Here is a 16999-nt window from a genome sequence, read left to right as displayed (position 1 = left end):
AAAGCATCCAAAGCAGCCAGTGCTTGCGTGGTTTCGTCAGTCACGAAAATTTCTTGACGATCACCCATGTGCACTGGGGCGTTTCTTTTCCCGCCCATTTCCGGCCCGCTTTGCCCTGCCACTCCCGGTTTTCACAACCGCCTACCGTAAGGCAACTTCCTCGCTCTGAGGTCATGCGCCCTTCGTCCCAGAAAATGCCCACAGAAGGTTGAAGCATATGAACCAACTCCCCCCAACGCCGGATCAAGATATAAACGCTCTGCAATGTGTTCCGCCACGCCCCCCCGATATCGAATTGCCATGCCTGGAAATAGTCGCGCGTTCCACACTCAGTCTTTGCCAGCCCGTACCTGACTCTGTCCCCGCAGCTTGGCAAACAGCAACAATGCTACTGGCTCAACAATTTGGTTTCGACGTCCGGCAAGTGCCTAAGCGCCCTGCTTTGCGGATGAAGAAACTGATACAATGGGGGTCGGCAGCCAGTGCTCAGCCACCCGCACCGATGTTCGCGCCATGGCAGTGTGGGTTCCCTGAGGCCTTGCAACAACCCCGCCAATTGGCCCTGCCAAACGCTTCCTGGGTCAGCACATATGTTTTTGGCAAGCAGACTAGGGGGCGATGTTGGCGGAACGTGACCGACATAATGCTGATGTCTCCCCTTCCTGGCGGTTGCGCACCGGATGATCTGATACCGCAACCTAAGGTGCTTCAGGTGATGATCGAAGCTGCAAGACGTGAGAACCGCAGAAAGGTAACCATCGTAACAGATGCCCGACGTCGCAACGGGATCATCATGCATCTGCTTTTGCTCAAACTGACCGACGGTCGCGACAGGATTGCCATAGAAGTTTCGTCGATCGAAAACGTGTTGAGTGAGCTGGCCGATGATCCAGGGAGCGCAGATGCGATGGTGGTGTTGCCGGATATGCGCGGACTGGTTCTCGGTATTCTATCTGAGACCAGCGATAACATCGGACCGTGGCCAATGGTATGGCACGAGCGAGATGCCTGCCTGATCTCGTGCGAGGCGCTCGGCGATTTTTGTCACACGATACCGCTCAATGTCTCGCTGCTTGCTCAGGCCTTGGCGCTAGCTGCAAACAGGACGGGACTGATCAGCACTTCCGAACAACTAGCAAGAGCGGCGGCAACGCTTGGGGAGTGGGGAGACGTCAGGTTTGGCGACAGATTTGCAGAAGATGATCGGGTTAGGTTGTCCGATGAGGATTTAATCAAGACCTTGGGCCGCAATATCGCGTCCGGTGAGGGGGCTCATCCGATTTGGCAAGCCGTCAAACCACGCAGCACTTTGACCAAGCCTAACCGATCGCCTGGACTAAAGCTGGTGCATTCTTCCCCTGCCTCGGAAATCGGAATCCCTGCGCAGTGATTGGAGTCAATCATTTCGGCAAGCGAGGGTCGCGTAGTCACCAAGATACGCGATTCAATTTCCGGCAACCGGCTCCACCCATGGCCCGAATTCAGATGATTCTTTCACCATTCTGAGCCTGGCTTTCCTGCAATGTACTAAATTGCTGTACCGAAAGGAGTTTGAAATGCCTCCTAACTGTCCAACCGAACCTATAGCCGTGTTCGATCGATTGAAACCGAAGCCCGCATACCTAAAAACTAGTGATAGCAATCCGCGGCTGACGCATTGGCAAGCCCGTGAAAAGTTTATTGATCGAATTAATGAGGGGGCTGGCGTGGCGTTGGGTGCCGTGATGGATCACTGCATACCAGAGGGATGGAGATTGACGGGGCTGATGGTCGTTGGCGGAGCCATTAAAGTTGAACTGCGCGACAAAAATGAAAGCATCCTGACAAATCTGTTGCTAACTGATCAAGCATTGCCAGATATCCGCATTGACGCAGTTCCAGCTATTCTACAGGCTATTACTGTTGCGCTGGATACTCCAGAGGAAACGCGCCACAGCGTCCCGAACTTATTGCGCTCGACTAAGGTCAAACTAACGGGACGAAGATAAAGTTTAATAGAATCCCGGAGTGGGCCAACAAACCTTGGGGCACAGATGGAAAGCGAAGTTTATCGGCAGAACGCCAGCACGATGAGCACCGTCACACCGCCGCTCGCACCACGTGCCATAGCATTTGTATGCAACAATGGGACGACTGTTTGGAGGCTGCAAGGCAAATACCAAAGTATCCATCCGGTGAGACGCGCGGGCGGATCGGATTTTATGCTGCTATGGCGGCGTTTCGAGCGGCCCAGTTCCATGGCAGCAGCTCGTCGAGCTTGCTCATGGGGCAATCCGCGATGCGAGCGAGGACATCGGCGAGCCAGGCTTGCGGATCAACGTCGTTGAGCTTCGCGGTCTGGATCAGGGTGTAGATGATAGCGGCGCGTTGGCCGCCGCGATCCGAGCCGCAGAACAGCCATGCCTTGCGACCGAGCGGAATGCAGCGCAGCGCGCGCTCGGCGGCGTTGTTGGTGAGGCAGATGCGCCCGTCGTCGAGGAAGCGGGTGAACGCGTCCCAGCGCTTGAGCATGTAGAAGCAGGGCTTGGTCAGATCATGGCCGCGCGACAGCTTGGCGACCTGCTCGGTGAGCCAGGTGTGGAGCTCTGCCATCAGCGGCGCGCTGAGTTCCTGACGAATGGCGAGCCGCTCGGCGGGGCTTTTGCCATTGATGCCGCGCTCGATGTCGAACAGGGCATCGAGCCGCTGCACGGCTTCGAGCGCGATCGGATAGATCATTCTGCTGCGCTGGCCACGGCTCTTCTTGCGGGCCGAGCTTAGGACATCAGCGAGCTCGAAGAACTTGCGGCGCGCATGGGCGAAGCAGCCAGCTTCCAGCACAGGGCCAGGGTCGCGGCCCTCACGATAGAGCTCGCCATATCCGCTGTAGGCATCGGCCTGCAGGATCCCGAACCATGCGGCGAGATGGGTCTGCGGGTGCTCGCCGCGGCGGTTGCGTGAGTAGTGGAACAGGGCAGCTGGTGGATCGATCCCGGCAAAAGGGTGATCATCGCGCACGTAGACCCATAATCGGGCCGTATCAGTCTTGCCCTTCGCCATGACCGGCACGGTGGTATCATCGCCGTGCAATCGCTTGGCGGCCAGCACATGGGCTTTGATCAACTCGTGGAGCGGCATCAGCGCCAGGGCCGCCGCGCCAACCTGATCGGCAAGGGTTGAGACGCTGAGCGGCACGCCCTCGCGGGCAAACCGCTCGGCCTGTCGGTTGAGCGGTTGGTGCTGCCCATACTTCTCGAACAAGAGCATGGCGAGGAAGCTGGGACCGGCCCATCCGCGCGGCACGACGTGGAACGGTGCCGGGGCCTGTGCGATCTTCTCGCGGTCCCGGCACGAGAACTTCTCCCGAACCGTCTGGATCACCTTCCATGAGCGCGGGATCACCTCGAGCGTCTCAGTGACGTCCTCGCCAAGCTTGGAGAGCCGACCGCCGCCGCAGGCCGGGCAGGAACAGGGCGCAGGCACCACGACGCGCTCGCGCGGCAGGTGCTCGGGGAACGCCTTCCTTGCGGGCCGCTTGCGCTCGAAGGCGGTGACCGTGGTGGTCTTCGCTGCCGCTTCCTCAGCAATCAGATCGTCCTCGGCAGCGTCGGCCTCGAGATCTTCGAGCTGCAGCTCCATCTGATCGAGCAGGCGGCGGCTGCGCTCGGCGCTGGGGCCATACTGCTCGCGCTTCAGCTTGGCGATCTGCAGCTTGAGGTGGGCGATCAGCGCCTCAATGGCGCTCTCGCGGGCATGGGCGTTAGCCAGCTTGGCCTCTGCTTCGTCGGCCTTCTGGAGTGCGGAAACCAGCAGCGCCTTGAGCGCTTCAACGTCGTCCGGAAGGGGCGAAATGGCGGCTTCCATGGAGGAGAGTGAATCACGTGAGATGCCTTGCTGCAAGGGCAAAATACCCGCCTTGTGCCGATTATCCTGCGCTCTGTGGCCGCCACGTATACTGCGGGTTACGCCAGTCGATCCCCTCGAGCAGGCACGCCAGTTGCGAGGCGGTGAGCGACACTGTTCCCTCACTCGCCGAAGGCCATATGAACCGGCCCTTCTCGAGGCGCTTGGCATAGAGCGACATGCCGATCCCGTCGTGCCAGATGATCTTGATCAGCGAGCCTGCCCGGCCGCGGAACACGAACAAATCGCCACCATGCGGATTACGCTTGAGCCCCTGCTGCACCAGCAGCGCCAGGCCCTGCATGCCCTTCCTCATATCCGTGTGGCAAAGCGCGATCCACACCCGGGCGCCAGAAGGGATCATCGCAAGCCCTTCAGCGCGGCAGAAACCAGCGCCGGCGATGCCGCGGCGAAAACGCTCAGCCGCTTGCCACGCGGCAGATCGATGATCATCGCGGGGTGCTCGGCCCAGCTCGCAGCTGCCGCCAGATCGTCATCCATCACCGCTTCCACGAACACCGGCGTCGGCAGCGCCTCGGGCGCGCTGGCCTCCTGCGCCACACCTGCATCGAGCAACTTGCGCCGCCAAGTGTAGATCAACCCGGACGAGACGTCATGGCGGCGGCAGGCATCGGCAACCCGGGCACCCGGCGCGAACGCCTCGGCCACAATCTGCAGCCGTTCCTCATCACTCCACCGGCGCCGCCGCTCCGGCCCCGAAAATACCGTCACCTGACCCACCGACCGCTCCAAAGCACACTCTTAAGAGCACGCTTAAGAACGCTCGCTACCTATCCACGCAAGGCGGCCCACGCCGGATGGATACATACCAAATGGCACAGAGATTGAGCGCGCCCACATAGATTATCTGCCAAACATGGCATTATGGCCAGCCTCAGTTTTCGAGTAGATACTGGAGGCCCTTGGCGACGCAGCCAGATGCATCTCTGGCCAAAACTACAGAAACGCCGCACTCTCGCTCGATCGCTTTTGCCAGGAAGCGCTCAGAGATACCGCCACCAGTGGCTATGATCTGGCCATCGAGCAAATCCGCAGCCAGGTCTGGCGACAGCTCACCAAGCACCGTCCGAGTGGCTTCGGCAAATCTGGAAAAATGCTTCTCGAACACAGGATCGAAGGCCGAACATGGCAGGCTAAGCGTGCCAGGCAGCGCGGTCCGCAGGTCGCGCCCTTTCGCCTGAACGACATTTTCGGCCGGTGATGATTTGCTGGTGCGGTCTGAGAGTTCCTTTTTCAGGGTTTCCGCTGTCTGTCGACCAATCAGGAAATGATGTTTCGTCTGCAGGTATTCCGCAATTGCCTCGTCGAGATTCTGGCCGCCTATGCGAACCGAACGTGTCTTGCATTGGCCATCTATAGAAAATACCGCGATTTCTGTTGTGCCGGCACCGCATTCGACGATCATCGATGCGCGAGCTTCACCCACCGGTAATCCAGCCCCTATTGCAGCTGCAAAAGGTTCCCGGACAAGTTCGACCTGAGCGATCCCGGCATCATCTGCAGCGGCTAGTAGTGCATTTGCCTCCGCCTTCGTGGCGTCGGCAGGTAGACCGATCAAGACACGAGAACCATACCGTCTAACTCTCCCTGATATCGAGGTAAGACCGTGTTTCAGTAACTCGCTCGTCGCTTCTATGTCTTGCAGAACACCTCTTGCGAGTGGACGACGCACGCGCAGATTTTTGGGTGCTCGGTCCACCATCGCCTGGACGGCGGTACCTGCTGCAATGAATCGGGGACGCCCGCCGATATCCTCAAAACAGCAAAGCGAAGGCTCGTCGAATACGCAGCCAATGCCTTGGATAACCATGCGCATGTTGGCAGTCCCCAGATCGATAGCCAGATCGGGCTTCTGCGTGCGCGTGAAAAACGGGAAATAAGTCATTCCGGAAAGATAGCCTGTCAGAATGTGATTGTCGCTGCCATTTATGTCCCGCTCCTTTGTCTACCAGGCGAGCATTCACGACACTTGGGCGAGTGCAGAGCTGCATTTAGCGAGGGTCATTGCTGCTAAGTCGCGCAGGAAGTTGTTGCCGCTTAGGCGACGAACGGGCCATTATTTGATGCAGTGTCGCTGCCATCACCGGCATCGCGGAGCCGACCGCGGAGATTCGAGCCACGCGTGTCAGCCTGAGTAAACATATTGGCAGCGATGCCGTCGAAGACGGTCATCGGACTTTGGCGCACTCTGAAGATCATGACACGGTGGTCGTTGCCGTCGCAGTCCCGGTTCACTGTGCCATGGCCGAGGGCATCAACGGCGCTGTGCAGCACAACCTCGCCCGTGCCGATGCACGCGCGCTGACGGACTTGGCAGGTCCGCTGCCCCCGTCGCTGCATGCGCTTGTCGAGCGCGCTACGCGTGGCGCTGCTCGCTCGACTGCCGGGCAGGTTTCCTGATCTTTATCCGCCTCTGGGAGAACCAGACGTTTAATGCGGTGATCGTGAACGACCGCGTCTGGGTCGGTACGAGCCCGACTGAATCTACACCCTCCCACCTATGGACCGTTCTTCAGATGGCCAATCCGGCCATAGGAGAATGACCATGGAAATGACTGAACACCAAACCGTCGCGACCAAACATCAGGTCTGGAATGCGGGACGAACCGTCGGTGCGAAGCGTGCGCTCAAGCCAAAGCAAATATGGCAAATCCGATTTTACCTCAATCAGAACCGTCGCCTGCGAGATCGCGCACTGTTTGACCTTGCGATCGATAGCAAGCTTCGCGGCTGCGATTTGGTAAGAATGAAAATTGGAGACATTGTTAGCGGAGGACAGATCCGGACTCGCGCAATCGTGATGCAGCAGAAAACAAGTCGCCCAGTTCAGTTCGAATTGCTTGCGGACGCACGAGCGAGTTTGCTGGCATGGCTCGAACGCCGAGGCGGTACGGTAGACGACTATGTCTTTCCAAGCCGCGTTGATCGTGCTGGGCATCTCAGCACGCGCCAGTCTGCGCGACTTGTGGATGATTGGGTTACGGCGGTCGGCCTGATGCGAAGCGAGTATGGCACCCATTCACTTCGGCGAACGAAGGCGTCGATAATCTACAGGGCGACCGGTAATCTGCGCGCTGTCCAGATCCTTCTCGGTCACAGCAAGATCGAGAACACAGTACGCTATCTCGGGATCGACGTGGAAGACGCACTAGCCCTTGCCGAAAACACAGAAATTTGAATGATCAGCTCCTCGTCGCTGGCGGGGAGCTGTCCTTACGGCATTTTGGGACATTTCTGCCCTTCCTAAACCGCTTTGCAGATGACCGGCTTTACCAGAAGCCGACACTGCGATGATCAGAGCGCAAATGGCGGCTAATGCGAGAGCGCTTGCCGCTTGCCGCCATTCAGCAAGCGCCCCCCAAAGCGGCAACAACATCCTCTTCTGATTTGCCCACCTAGAGGGGAGGATAGCTCGCAATCCGATAGAATGCCCAAAGGCGACAGTCTTGCCTGCTAGCTCGGTCTAGCACGCCGCCAGGCTGGGGACAGGCCGCGCCCCAAAGGAGTGGAGAGGCAGATGGTGTCGGATCGGCAGAATATCGCAGCAGGCACGCAGCAACCCGAAAAGTTCGATGTGATCATCGTCGGCGCGGGCATTTCCGGGATCGGCAGCGCGACCCTCCTGCGCAAGCATTGCCCGGATCTGAGCTTTGCCATTCTCGAAGCGCTTGAGGGCCATGGCGGCACCTGGCTGATCCACAAATATCCCGGCACCCGGTCAGATAGCGACCTGTTCACCTTGGGCTACGGCTTCAAGCCGTGGACCGGGCAGCCGATCGCCTCGCGCGATCAGATCCTCGACTATCTGGGTGATGCGATTGCCGATGCGGGCCTTGGTCCCTTCATCCGATATGGCCACAGCGTCACGTCCGCCAACTGGTCCAACGAAACCGCCAGCTGGCAGCTGACGGTCGAACGCAAAGGGGCCGACGATGTCGTGCAGATGGAGGCGAGCTTTTTGTGGATGTGTCAGGGCTACTACCGGCATGAGAAAGGCTACACGCCCCAATGGCCGGGCATGGACAGGTTCAAGGGCCAGATCATCCACCCCCAGCACTGGCCAGAGGGTCTCGATTTGGCGGGTAAGAACGTAACTGTGATTGGTTCGGGTGCGACCGCGGCAACCCTGATCCCGGCGCTGGCCGACCGCTGCGCGCACGTGACCATGCTGCAACGCACGCCGACCTATTTTGCCGCTGGCCGCAATGCTGACGCGCTGGCCGAGGAATTGCGCAGGCTGGATGTGGACCCTACCTGGGTTCACGAGATCATGCGGCGCAAGGTGGTGCGCGACCGGGCCGATCTGCTCGACCGCGCGCATTCATCGCCTGACAAGCTGAAGGCGATGCTGATTGGCGGTGTTCAGGCGCTGCTTCCGCAAGGGTTCGATGTCGAACGGCATTTCACGCCGCCTTATCGCCCTTTGCAGCAGCGCGTGGCGTTTGTGCCGGACGGTGACCTGTTCAAGGCCATTTCGGCGGGCAAGGCGTCGGTCGTGACAGATACGATAAGCACCTTCGACGATACCGGGATCGTGCTTGATTCGGGCGAGCGGATCGATGCCGACGTGGTGATCACCGCCACCGGGTTCGATATGGCAGTGATGGGCGACATCCCGTTCAGCATCGACGGCGCGCCGGTCAACTTTGCGCAGACCATAACCTATCGCGGAATCATGTTCACCGGCATACCCAACATGGCTTGGGTCTATGGCTATGGCCATTACAGCTGGACCTTGCGCGCTGATCTTGTCGCGGGCTTCGTCTGCCGGCTGCTCGATCACATGCACAAAAGCGGCGCGCGCAGCGTGATGCCGGTGCTCAGGCCCGAAGATCAGGGCATGGAACTGAAGCCGTGGGTCGATACCGATTACCTGAACCCCGGCTATCTGCTGCGCAGCCTCGACCGGCTGCCCCGGCGCGGGGACACGCCTGAGTGGCAGCACAGTCAGGACTATTTCTACGAAAGCGAGGCGATCCCTGCGATCGATCTCACCGATCCGGTTTTCGCCTACAGTCATTGATGAAACCGGCGCACCTCGCGCCCGCATCATCCATCAGTAAAAAAGCAAGGAGTGCAGGATGAAGAACTTGAAGGGCGGTGTGGCCGTGGTCACTGGCGGGGCTTCGGGTCTTGGCAGGGCGATTGCCGAGGAGGCCGCGCGGCGCGGCATGAAGTTGGTGATCGCCGATGTCGAGGCTGGAGCGATGGAGCAGGCCGTTGCTGACCTGCGTGCAGGCGGCGCCGAGGCGATCGGCGTGTTGACCGATGTGACCAGTGCCGCTTCGGTCGAGGCACTGGCGGTCGCGACCGAACAGCATTTCGGGCCGGCCAACCTGCTGTTCAACAATGCCGGTGTCGCATCGGGCGGGCCGATCTGGGAAAGCACCGAAAAGGACTGGAAGTGGCTGTTCGGCGTGAATGTCGATGGCGTCGCCAACGGGGTGCGCAGCTTTACCCCGCGCATGCTCGCGGCAGCCGCTGCAGATCCGGGCTATGAAGGCTGCATCGTGAACACCGCATCCATGGCGGGTCTGGTGACCGCGCCGGGAATGGGCATCTACAGCGTTTCCAAGCACGCGGTGCTGGCTTTGTCCGAATGTCTCTACCACGATCTCGATCTGGTCGGGCCGCAGGTGCGGGCGGCGGTGCTGTGCCCGTTTTATGTGTCCACGAATATCAGCCAGTGCCACCGCAACCGCCCCGCTGATCTGGTCAATGACAGCGGGCCGACCCGCTCGCAGCTGGCCACGCAGGCGATCTCCGCCAAGGATCTTGCCAACGGCACGCTGACGCCCGAAGAGGTGGCTGCGATCACTTTCAAGGCGATCGAGGAAGACCGGTTCTACATCTACCCCAGCCCGGAACAGCTGCCGATCGTAAGAAGCCGTCTCGATCATCTGGGGAACGGCACCAATCCCGACATCCCCTACGACGACATTCCGATGTTCAAGGCGCGGCGGGACAGTCTGAAAGCTGCACTAGCGGGGTGAGTGGGTCGCGCTCTTGCCGTGTGCGCCGCTTGTTGTAATCACATGGCCGTTGCTTCAACGATCTGGCGGCGCGGAGGGTGTGCTTGGCCGAACCGGGAAAACTGGATGAGGAGCTCGATGCCCTACTGCGCCGCCATGCGCGGCAGCGCGTGCTAGCGCGAGGCGAAGCGCTTTACGGCCGCGGCTCGCCGCCCGATGCGCTGTTCTGCGTCGAGCGCGGAATCATTCGCCTGAGTGTCACCAGCCCTGTCGGCCGTGAAGCGGTGCTGGGTCTGGTGACGCCGGGGCACTGGTTCGGCGAGGCATCACTGTTCACCTGCGAGCCGCGCGGCAATGATGCGGTGGCCGCCGTTGACAGCACCGTGCTTATGGTCCCCGCTGCCACCCTGCACGCCTTGATCGACGACCGCTCCGATTATCTACGGCAGTTCCTCGCCATGATGGGCCAGCGTTACAAGGCGGTGCTGAGCCGGATGGACGACACCGTGCTGCTGCCTTTGCCTGAGCGCCTCGCGCGGATCATCGTGCAAATGATCGATGCAGGCGGCAAGGCGGGCGATGCGCCAGTGCTACGTTTCTCGCAGGAGGAGGCCGCTCATATGCTCGGTGCATCGCGGCAAACCGTCAATCGGGTGCTGAATGAGTGGGAGGCTGCCGGCATTGTGCGCCTGAGCTATCGCACGCTTACCCTGGCAGACCTCACGGCCATACGGCGGCTTTGCCGGGCATGAGCTGCATGGCGAGAGGTGGCAGATCGCAAGGGGGCAAGCCAGCCAATGAGGCTCGCAACGAAGTTAGGAAAGCCGCCATTCGCCTACCTATCCACCTCCGGCCATGAGCGGCACCAATGCGCGACCCCGACAGCCGTATGGCAGCATTCGGCGGAAGCAGACGTCGCAATTGATGGTCGGGAATGACTAAATCGGGTCGGCTGCCGCCGGTTGCCCCGAACAGTTCAAACTGGGGCTTTCATGTGCTCCCGGGGCTACATATCGAATGTCAGATCTTTCCTAGAACAGAAATCCAGCGTGTCGATCGGCGTCCAAACCTTGCAGCGGGGAATTCGTCGCTCAATCGCTTCACTAATTGAGCGGTAGCCCTCGCGGCTCGCACGGGCCGGAACGGCAGGACATGAGAACGCCCTTCCGCTGGATCCGGGCATTCTGCGTTTTAGCTAGTGCGGTTGAACGTCGTCCTTACAATGTCGGGCGTCCCTTCGGCGGCCCAGACGATCGTTTCGGTCATAGTCCGCCCGTCCTTCGCCGAGGTGTAGACACGTGTCGACACCCGCTTACCGTCCTTTGCGAGCGTCATCACCAGTGTGGTCGGCTCTGGTTGGCGCAGCGATATGCTGTCGATGAAACCCATATTCCCGGTCACGGGAACGGCCAGGCCGTCGAGACGGGCGGTGGATTCGGCTGTCATCCGCGAACCATCCGGCGCGACGATGTCCACCCGTGTGTTCCAATTCCCCTCCGCCGCCTCACGGAAGGCGATGGTCACTGCACGTGGGCGTTCTGCGGAGGGGATTTGCGCCACATCGAGCGACCAGGTGCCGACCAGAGGGGAGGCGCCCGCGGGGACCACCGCCTCGGAACCCGGTGCCCCGACATCTTCGAGCAGGCCAAGCGAGGTCATCAACAGCCCGGCGGCTACGAGCGGTAGGGCAATCAGCATCATCATCTTTCCTTTCGACCATGGGCCGTGCCTGTGCGGCGGCCTGTCCGGGCTATCGGTCGAGTGTGAATGTGATGACAGATCGATTTTTCTGTCCCAGATTTTCTGGGCGTCGAGCAGGCGGGCCAATTCGCGACTGCTGCCCACCCCGGTCTTGCGCCGCGCCTCGCGCAGGCGTTCGTTGATCGAGGCTTCCGAGCGGTTGAGTCCCGTCGCGATTGATTTCACGGTATGCCCTTCTGCCAGCAACCGCAGGATTTCGAGCTCCTTGGCGTTGAGCCTGGCAGGCTCAATCGCTGGCGTCACTTTCGTCGGGGGCGGGGCTGACATGAGCATTGCTCACCACAGGTCCGCAATAGCGTCCAGCACGATTTTTTTGGGAGGCGGCGGGCGGTCTTCGGAATGGTTGCGCGTCAGTGCGCCTTTTAGGACCGCCATGAGACGTCATTGCGTGGGAGCATCCCCTTGGATCTGGAACCTAAGGGCTCGGTGCGTCATCGGTGTTAGTATTCCAAAGACAAAATATAGGTCGCCCCGTGAACCGGAATGGATAGATAGGACCGAAGCTGGCCGACGTATTGAGACTATTCACAACGAACCAGCCTTGAATCCTAAGCGGGTCGGGGCTGGCGCCATCAATGTTCCACTGAGCAACCTTGCACGCTCCGGCCCGTAAGATGTTCAATCGAGCAGTCTGGAATTCTCCGATTAACTTTCGATCTTGTCCTCACTGCCCGCCGGTCCTTGGCTTTCACTCCCGTGAGCCGCTGACCGGCCAAGTTACCAACGAACAACGGAACGAGCATGATAATGCCGCAAAACAGGAAATCGCTCGGCACACTGATGATTGTTGAAGACGAAGCCATGGTGGCGCTTGTTCTCCAGAACGAACTCCAGGACGCGGGATACAAAATTCTTGATCTGACTGATCGGCAGGATGAAGCGCTGCGGGTCGCCGAGGCGGAAAGGCCCAATCTGGCTTTGGTCAATATCGGGCTTACCGGCGGCGACGATGGAATCGAGCTTTCGGAGCGTCTGAAAGCGATGGGGATACCGGTGCTATTGATCAGCGGACGGGCCAGCCGAGCCCGCTCGGCCAAGACCGTAGCTATCGGCTCGATGCCAAAGCCCTATCACGCCTCCGAAATGGTAGTCGCGGTGGCTTATCTGCTCTCGCGCCTGTCCGGATACTTAACACTGCCAAGGCCAGACCAGCTTGAGGTGTTCGATGACGAAGGTTTTAATATGGCGACGAATTCTTAGGGCATATGCTGAATTATCTGGTCTTCGGTGATAGCTGAACTCGCTCAAGCCGAGTTTCCTAAATGAAGGCGCAAAGCTGACTGGCCGCTGGGGGACATCCCATCGGCAGCTTCTGTCAGAAGCAGACGTCCACTGTGGCTGAACTGAACGACCGGGTGTGGGTCGAGAGAGCTTGGCCACGTTCCGTCCTCGCGACGTGCTGCAAAACGCATCCTTAAATCTGACATTGTCAGACACCTTTTTGTTAATCTTGACATTTAAGGGACTCGCTGGCAGATTAGTCTAATCGGAGACTTTCATGAGCGACGGACCTCATCGCAGCTTACCAATGGGTAGGCGCTGGAAAAAATTGGCAGAATGCTTGGATAACGGCTCGTTCTCGACCGACGATCTGTGCGAGCGAAGGGATTCAGCAATTCTGGGAGAATTTAAGCGTGAAGTCTCTGACTCACTCATGGCTGGCTTGCGTGACATTCTGTGCAGCTCGGACCAAGGATCGCTGTTTGGACCGTCAAGCGATGAAATTGAAAACCTCCGGATGCAAACCAGCGGATCGTCAGTGGGCAACCTGCTACTCGATTGTGCAATCGACGCCGTGAACTCCGGCGTAAGCGGCGAAGCCGCCCTCGCAGCTGCGTGCAACGAAACCGCAAACGAGATTTTTGATCGACATGGGCGTGGGATGGCCGAACACTATCAGCGTGAAACAGGCGCAAAACGGGCTTCCCATTTTCAGGCTAGGGTGTGGAGCGTTCAAGACGGTCGTTCGATGGACTCTCTAGTGAACCGGATCATTGAAGGTGGACGGGCAATGGTCATTCGTGCACCCACGCGGCACACCGGAATTGAAGACGGGGTGGGCTTCTGATGGCGAAGACCCCTACCAAGGAGCTGCCAAGGCTTAACGTAGTCGTCTCAGAGAAGCGCAAGCGCTCGGGCGGTCGCATTCATTGCGTGATCGGCGAACAAATCCAGTTCGATGAAAACCGACTGCTTTCTTACTGCTTTGCAGAGTGGAAACCGGTCGTGTTTGACATGCTTGTTGTCGCTGCTGCCGTTGAGTTCTGTGACCGGCTCCAAAGACGGCCGGTCATTGGCTGGAGCCGAGATATCCACCTTGAGATTCCAGTTCACGACAAGGAGCTTTGGGAGTCACAATCGGTAAAGGCTGCTCTTCTTGCGGCTCTTAGCTTCCTTACCGGCGATAAGTGGAACGTGATGTTCGTCGCCCGCAAGAAGGAAGAGATATCGCGCACGCAACCTAGCTTGTCGTTGCCGAGCGGGGCTCATGCCATCGTGCCATTCAGCGATGGAATGGACTCGCGCGCAGTGGCTGCTTTGTCTGCTCAAAGACTGAACTCCGCCCTGATCCGTGTCCGCCTGGGTAGCAAGCGACATGATCAGCCAATGATGGATGGGCGTGCCCAACCCTTCACGAATATTCCTTATAAGGTGAAATCGAGTGAGCGCAGGTTTGCGGAAAGCAGCAACCGTTCGCGAGGTTTCAAATTTTCGATGATCGCGGGGATCGCGGCGTATGTTGCTGATGTAAAGACGATCATCATTCCAGAAAGCGGGCAAGGAGCCTTGGGGCCTCCGTTGGTTCCTGTAGTTCAGGCCTATCCTGACTATCGAAACCATCCGCGCTTCACGGAGCGGATGGAGAAGCTTTTCGCCGCCCTTCTCAATCACAACGTCTCATATACGTTTCCCCGACTGTGGTTCACCAAAGGGGAAACGCTCAAGGAATTCGTGACGGAAACCTCCGTGGGCGGTGAATGGCAAGAGACGATTTCGTGCTGGCAGCAAAATCGGCACGTGCCGGTCGATGGACATAGGCGGCAGTGCGGCATCTGTGCCGCCTGCATGCTACGTCGCCTCAGTGTTCATGCTGCCGGTCTGACGGAGCCAAGTGATCAGTACGTGTGGGAAAACCTCAGTGCCTCAAATTTCGAGGACGGCGCGGCAGAAGGCTTTTCGAAAATCACTCCAGCTTTGCGGGAGTATGCCATCGCAGGCACCATGCACTTGGACCACCTTGCTGGCTTAGCGGACTCCCCACGCTTCGAATCAACGATCAGGCGCAATGCGGCTGAGATCGCAAAAGCCATGAACCTCACGAATGAAGATGCAGAAATGAAACTAACCTCCCTCCTTCTTCGTCATCGCGACGAATGGCAGGCCTTTGTAGAGTCGCTTGGGCCTGACTCGTTCATTCGTCAGTGGACGGTCAACGTGTCATGAGCACGATCCTAGACTCCTTCCCGCCCGATGATCTTGGCGAGCGGCTACGTCTGGCGCGTGAAGACAGAAAAATGACGCAAGCTGTCGCCGCAAGCGAAGCTGGCATGGCGCGCACGACGCTTGTAGCGATCGAGAAAGGTCAGCGCCGCGTGCGCCTTGACGAACTCCAGAATTTGACGGGCATATATCGCACGACGATCAACGAATTACTCCGTCAAGCACCTATTCAAATCAATCTTCTCCCGCAGTTTCGGAAGGTATCGGAATCCGAGGATGCAACCATAGAGCACGCTGTTTCTTTGCTCAACGATTTGGTGCGAGCGGAAGTTGAACTAGAGCAACTGCTCGGCATCTCGCGTTCTGTCGTCTATCCGCCAGAGACTCCCATCCTTCCAGGCAACGTCAAACTTCAAGCGGAGCAAGATGCACTAGACCTGCGCCAATGGCTCGGCCTTGGCCTCAACCCGATCAATGACATTGTCAGCTTGTTGGAATTGCAGCTCGGCGCGCGCGTCTATGTGCGTCGCCTACCAACCAACATCTCGGGTCTGTTCGCCTTCGATGATGCGGTCGGCCCGTGCATTCTGTTGAATGCAAATCATCCACGGGATCGTCGCGCAAACACGGCTGGACATGAAACGGGGCATTTCATGTCCACTAGGAAGTCAGCCGATGTGCTGGATGATGCAACCTCTGAAACCGCGCGAGAAGAGCGATACGCTAATGCGTTTGGCAGAGCCTTCTTGATGCCTGCTCGCGCTGTTAAGCAGAAATTTCAGGATGTGACGGCGGGTGCGTCATCGCTGAGTCGTCGTCATATCATCGTGCTCGCGAGCTATTTCGGCGTGTCGCGGGAGGCGTTGGTCCGGCGGCTTGAAGAGCTTGGCCTAATCAAGCGGGACAGTTGGGATTGGTTCGTTGAAAATGGTGGAATCACGAACGGGCAAGTGATTCAGGTTCTCGGTGAACTACCAAAAGACGACCACAAGGATGACGCGGATCGCCCGATCTCACTTCGCATGAGCATGATGGCGGACGAAGTCTGGCGGCGGGGCCTGCTTAGTGAAGGGCAGCTAGCGCGGTTGCTGCGGCTAGATCGCTTGGAATTGCGCGCAATGCTTGATGGCCTGGGCGATGAAGGGAGCGAGGCCGATGGGGCTCCCAAATTGCTTGCTTGATGCGTCGAATCCGCTCGTGCTGGACGCTAGTGTCGCGATAAATCTGAACGCGACCGGCAGTTGCGTTCGCATTCTTGATGCTATCCCCAATCCAGTCGTAATGCTCGATATTGTTTCGAGAGAATTGGAGGCTGGGCGGGCAAAAGGCCGAACTGACGCGGATGTTGTTGCTGCACTCGTAGCGTCAGGGCGCGTTGAGATCGCATCATTGTGCGCCGAATGCGAAGGCAATTTTCTTGCGATGGTTTGCGGCAGTGGTTCTGCCACGCTCGATGACGGCGAAGCCGCAACAATCGCTTGGGCCGTGGCTCACGGAAGCACGCCAATCATTGACGAAAAGAAGGGACTTTCGATCTGTCAGGATCGGTTTCCTTCTGTTCAGGCTGCGACCACGACAGACATATTCGCACATGATCGTGTCTTGGCAGAACTTGGGCGGGATGACCTAGGCGATGCGATTTTCAATGCGCTAATTGCAGCACGGATGCGTGTGCAAGAGCGCCACATTCCGTGGGTCATCGATATGATTGGCTCGTCGCGTGCGCAACTCTGCCACAGCCTTCCCCTAAGCGCCCGTCGCGTCTGATACTCAGCAGCAGCAGCTCGGGATCATATGGCCCAAGGAACCTGACGCCGTTGAAGTGGATCAGATGGGTCGGCGCATCGGCAACCCATACCTCGGTTTCCCAGGCGATGTCGGCGAGATATCTCGCCATGACGGCGCGGTTTGGAAATGCGGTA

At 58.8% G+C, this 16999-nt stretch carries 18 protein-coding genes; 11 read left to right on the top strand and 7 right to left on the bottom strand.

What is annotated here, in order from left to right; all coding sequences use genetic code 11:
* Window positions 1-715 precede the first annotated feature (715 nt).
* Together BSY18_RS12780 and BSY18_RS21030 are read left to right on the top strand one after the other, a co-directional pair.
* The gene (locus BSY18_RS12780) at window positions 716-1390 is read left to right on the top strand and encodes a hypothetical protein (RefSeq protein ID WP_069050843.1); all 675 of its coding nucleotides are present in this window, start codon (window positions 716-718) and stop codon (window positions 1388-1390) included.
* A 199-nt stretch (window positions 1391-1589) separates the two neighbouring features.
* Window positions 1590-1988, top strand: coding sequence for a hypothetical protein (locus BSY18_RS21030; protein WP_150126284.1), 399 nt, complete (start codon window positions 1590-1592; stop codon window positions 1986-1988).
* A 211-nt stretch (window positions 1989-2199) separates the two neighbouring features.
* On the opposite strand, the gene tnpC is transcribed toward BSY18_RS21030, so the two are convergent.
* The 5 genes from tnpC to BSY18_RS21025 all read right to left on the bottom strand — a co-directional run bounded on the left by tnpC (window position 2200) and on the right by BSY18_RS21025 (window position 6177).
* A complete protein-coding gene (gene tnpC / locus BSY18_RS12775; protein ID WP_054135849.1) occupies window positions 2200-3843 on the bottom strand; it encodes an IS66 family transposase in 1644 nt (547 codons plus the stop codon).
* 61 nt (window positions 3844-3904) lie between these two features.
* On the bottom strand, window positions 3905-4246 hold the full coding sequence (gene tnpB / locus BSY18_RS12770; protein ID WP_054135850.1) for an IS66 family insertion sequence element accessory protein TnpB: 342 nt from the start codon (window positions 4244-4246) through the stop codon (window positions 3905-3907).
* The gene (gene tnpA, locus BSY18_RS12765) at window positions 4243-4614 is read right to left on the bottom strand and encodes an IS66-like element accessory protein TnpA (protein WP_231684076.1); all 372 of its coding nucleotides are present in this window, start codon (window positions 4612-4614) and stop codon (window positions 4243-4245) included. The genes tnpB and tnpA overlap by 4 nt, the downstream gene beginning before the upstream one ends.
* A gap of 163 nt (window positions 4615-4777) precedes the next feature.
* The gene (locus BSY18_RS12760) at window positions 4778-5788 is read right to left on the bottom strand and encodes a rod shape-determining protein (protein ID WP_054135851.1); all 1011 of its coding nucleotides are present in this window, start codon (window positions 5786-5788) and stop codon (window positions 4778-4780) included.
* Window positions 5789-5940: 152 nt separating this feature from the next.
* Window positions 5941-6177 (bottom strand): hypothetical protein, encoded by a 237-nt coding sequence (locus BSY18_RS21025; RefSeq protein ID WP_150126283.1) that lies wholly within the window; start codon window positions 6175-6177, stop codon window positions 5941-5943.
* 271 nt (window positions 6178-6448) lie between these two features.
* On the opposite strand from BSY18_RS21025, the gene BSY18_RS12755 reads away from it, so the two are divergent.
* The 4 genes from BSY18_RS12755 (at window position 6449) to BSY18_RS12740 (ending at window position 10627) form a co-directional block, all read left to right on the top strand.
* Window positions 6449-7081: a tyrosine-type recombinase/integrase gene (locus BSY18_RS12755; protein WP_054135884.1), complete on the top strand. Its 633-nt coding sequence runs from the start codon at window positions 6449-6451 to the stop codon at window positions 7079-7081.
* A 339-nt stretch (window positions 7082-7420) separates the two neighbouring features.
* Window positions 7421-8926 (top strand): flavin-containing monooxygenase, encoded by a 1506-nt coding sequence (locus BSY18_RS12750; RefSeq protein ID WP_054135852.1) that lies wholly within the window; start codon window positions 7421-7423, stop codon window positions 8924-8926.
* A 58-nt stretch (window positions 8927-8984) separates the two neighbouring features.
* Window positions 8985-9896 (top strand): SDR family oxidoreductase, encoded by a 912-nt coding sequence (locus BSY18_RS12745; protein ID WP_069050842.1) that lies wholly within the window; start codon window positions 8985-8987, stop codon window positions 9894-9896.
* 77 nt (window positions 9897-9973) lie between these two features.
* Window positions 9974-10627 carry a Crp/Fnr family transcriptional regulator gene (locus BSY18_RS12740; protein WP_054135854.1) on the top strand — a complete coding sequence of 218 codons (654 nt, stop codon included), beginning with the start codon at window positions 9974-9976 and terminating at the stop codon, window positions 10625-10627.
* 439 nt (window positions 10628-11066) lie between these two features.
* Here BSY18_RS12740 and BSY18_RS20675 read toward each other — a convergent pair whose 3' ends face one another.
* Window positions 11067-11903: a helix-turn-helix domain-containing protein gene (locus BSY18_RS20675; RefSeq protein ID WP_083231648.1), complete on the bottom strand. Its 837-nt coding sequence runs from the start codon at window positions 11901-11903 to the stop codon at window positions 11067-11069.
* A gap of 474 nt (window positions 11904-12377) precedes the next feature.
* On the opposite strand from BSY18_RS20675, the gene BSY18_RS12730 reads away from it, so the two are divergent.
* The 5 genes from BSY18_RS12730 (at window position 12378) to BSY18_RS21015 (ending at window position 16844) form a co-directional block, all read left to right on the top strand.
* Complete coding sequence (locus BSY18_RS12730) at window positions 12378-12836, top strand: response regulator (protein WP_054135855.1); 459 nt, start codon at window positions 12378-12380, stop codon at window positions 12834-12836.
* A 298-nt stretch (window positions 12837-13134) separates the two neighbouring features.
* Window positions 13135-13704: a hypothetical protein gene (locus BSY18_RS21020; RefSeq protein ID WP_150126281.1), complete on the top strand. Its 570-nt coding sequence runs from the start codon at window positions 13135-13137 to the stop codon at window positions 13702-13704.
* Window positions 13704-15080 (top strand): 7-cyano-7-deazaguanine synthase, encoded by a 1377-nt coding sequence (locus BSY18_RS12725; protein WP_054135856.1) that lies wholly within the window; start codon window positions 13704-13706, stop codon window positions 15078-15080. The genes BSY18_RS21020 and BSY18_RS12725 overlap by 1 nt, the downstream gene beginning before the upstream one ends.
* Window positions 15077-16258, top strand: coding sequence for a helix-turn-helix domain-containing protein (locus tag BSY18_RS12720; protein ID WP_054135857.1), 1182 nt, complete (start codon window positions 15077-15079; stop codon window positions 16256-16258). Before BSY18_RS12725 ends, BSY18_RS12720 begins: the two co-directional genes overlap by 4 nt.
* A complete protein-coding gene (locus BSY18_RS21015; protein WP_171900152.1) occupies window positions 16233-16844 on the top strand; it encodes a hypothetical protein in 612 nt (203 codons plus the stop codon). The genes BSY18_RS12720 and BSY18_RS21015 overlap by 26 nt, the downstream gene beginning before the upstream one ends.
* On the opposite strand, the gene BSY18_RS21660 is transcribed toward BSY18_RS21015, so the two are convergent.
* Window positions 16774-16974, bottom strand: a complete 201-nt coding sequence (locus BSY18_RS21660; protein ID WP_054135858.1) for a BsuBI/PstI family type II restriction endonuclease — start codon at window positions 16972-16974, stop codon at window positions 16774-16776. The genes BSY18_RS21015 and BSY18_RS21660 overlap by 71 nt on opposite strands.
* Window positions 16975-16999 lie beyond the last annotated feature (25 nt).

The organism is Blastomonas sp. RAC04, assembly GCF_001713435.1.
Lineage (GTDB): Bacteria > Pseudomonadota > Alphaproteobacteria > Sphingomonadales > Sphingomonadaceae > Blastomonas > Blastomonas fulva.
The sequence above is the reverse complement of the archived record's forward strand: the minus strand, read 5'-3'. Positions and strand labels throughout refer to the sequence as shown.

Bases quoted from the DNA above. Each gene is read 5' to 3' on its own strand.
- BSY18_RS12780 (WP_069050843.1), top strand. From the start codon at position 716: ATGATCGAAGCTGCAAGACGTGAGAACCGCAGAAAGGTAACCATCGTA.
- tnpC (WP_054135849.1), bottom strand. From the start codon at position 3,843: ATGGAAGCCGCCATTTCGCCCCTTCCGGACGACGTTGAAGCGCTCAAG.
- tnpB (WP_054135850.1), bottom strand. From the start codon at position 4,246: ATGATCCCTTCTGGCGCCCGGGTGTGGATCGCGCTTTGCCACACGGAT.
- BSY18_RS12760 (WP_054135851.1), bottom strand. From the start codon at position 5,788: ATGACTTATTTCCCGTTTTTCACGCGCACGCAGAAGCCCGATCTGGCT.
- BSY18_RS12755 (WP_054135884.1), top strand. From the start codon at position 6,449: ATGGAAATGACTGAACACCAAACCGTCGCGACCAAACATCAGGTCTGG.
- BSY18_RS12750 (WP_054135852.1), top strand. From the start codon at position 7,421: ATGGTGTCGGATCGGCAGAATATCGCAGCAGGCACGCAGCAACCCGAA.
- BSY18_RS12745 (WP_069050842.1), top strand. From the start codon at position 8,985: ATGAAGAACTTGAAGGGCGGTGTGGCCGTGGTCACTGGCGGGGCTTCG.
- BSY18_RS20675 (WP_083231648.1), bottom strand. From the start codon at position 11,903: ATGTCAGCCCCGCCCCCGACGAAAGTGACGCCAGCGATTGAGCCTGCC.
- BSY18_RS12730 (WP_054135855.1), top strand. From the start codon at position 12,378: ATGATAATGCCGCAAAACAGGAAATCGCTCGGCACACTGATGATTGTT.
- BSY18_RS21020 (WP_150126281.1), top strand. From the start codon at position 13,135: ATGAGCGACGGACCTCATCGCAGCTTACCAATGGGTAGGCGCTGGAAA.
- BSY18_RS12725 (WP_054135856.1), top strand. From the start codon at position 13,704: ATGGCGAAGACCCCTACCAAGGAGCTGCCAAGGCTTAACGTAGTCGTC.
- BSY18_RS12720 (WP_054135857.1), top strand. From the start codon at position 15,077: ATGAGCACGATCCTAGACTCCTTCCCGCCCGATGATCTTGGCGAGCGG.
- BSY18_RS21015 (WP_171900152.1), top strand. From the start codon at position 16,233: ATGGGGCTCCCAAATTGCTTGCTTGATGCGTCGAATCCGCTCGTGCTG.
- BSY18_RS21660 (WP_054135858.1), bottom strand. From the start codon at position 16,974: ATGGCGAGATATCTCGCCGACATCGCCTGGGAAACCGAGGTATGGGTT.